The organism is Marinicauda pacifica, assembly GCF_004793635.1.
Lineage (GTDB): Bacteria > Pseudomonadota > Alphaproteobacteria > Caulobacterales > Maricaulaceae > Marinicauda > Marinicauda pacifica.
On sequence record NZ_SRXV01000123.1, the window covers coordinates 1 to 301 of the forward strand.

Sequence of the window (301 nt, forward strand, 5' to 3'; positions counted from 1 at the left end):
CTGATCGAAGGCGACAAGACCCGCGCAGAAAATGCCGCGGATGCGCTGCGCCGCACGGTCGTGCTTCACGGCGACGGGCTGGATCGGCAGGTCCTGAGAGAAGCCGGTGGGGAGGAGGCCGAGCTGGCCATCTGTCTGACCAATGACGACAAGGTGAATCTTCTCAGCGCGGTGATGGCCAAGCGCGAGGGGGCACACCGCACGCTTTCGCTCGTGAACGACGAAGCCTTCCGCCCGGTCAAGACGGCGCTCGGCATCGACGTTCTGATCGACCCGCGTACGGTGACGATCTCGACCATCC

At 64.8% G+C, this 301-nt stretch carries 1 protein-coding gene; it reads left to right on the forward strand.

All coding sequences use genetic code 11. The features are described 5' to 3' along the window. The coding region (locus E5162_RS14650; protein ID WP_174235024.1) for an NAD-binding protein at window positions 1-301 on the forward strand (301 nt) is incomplete at both ends.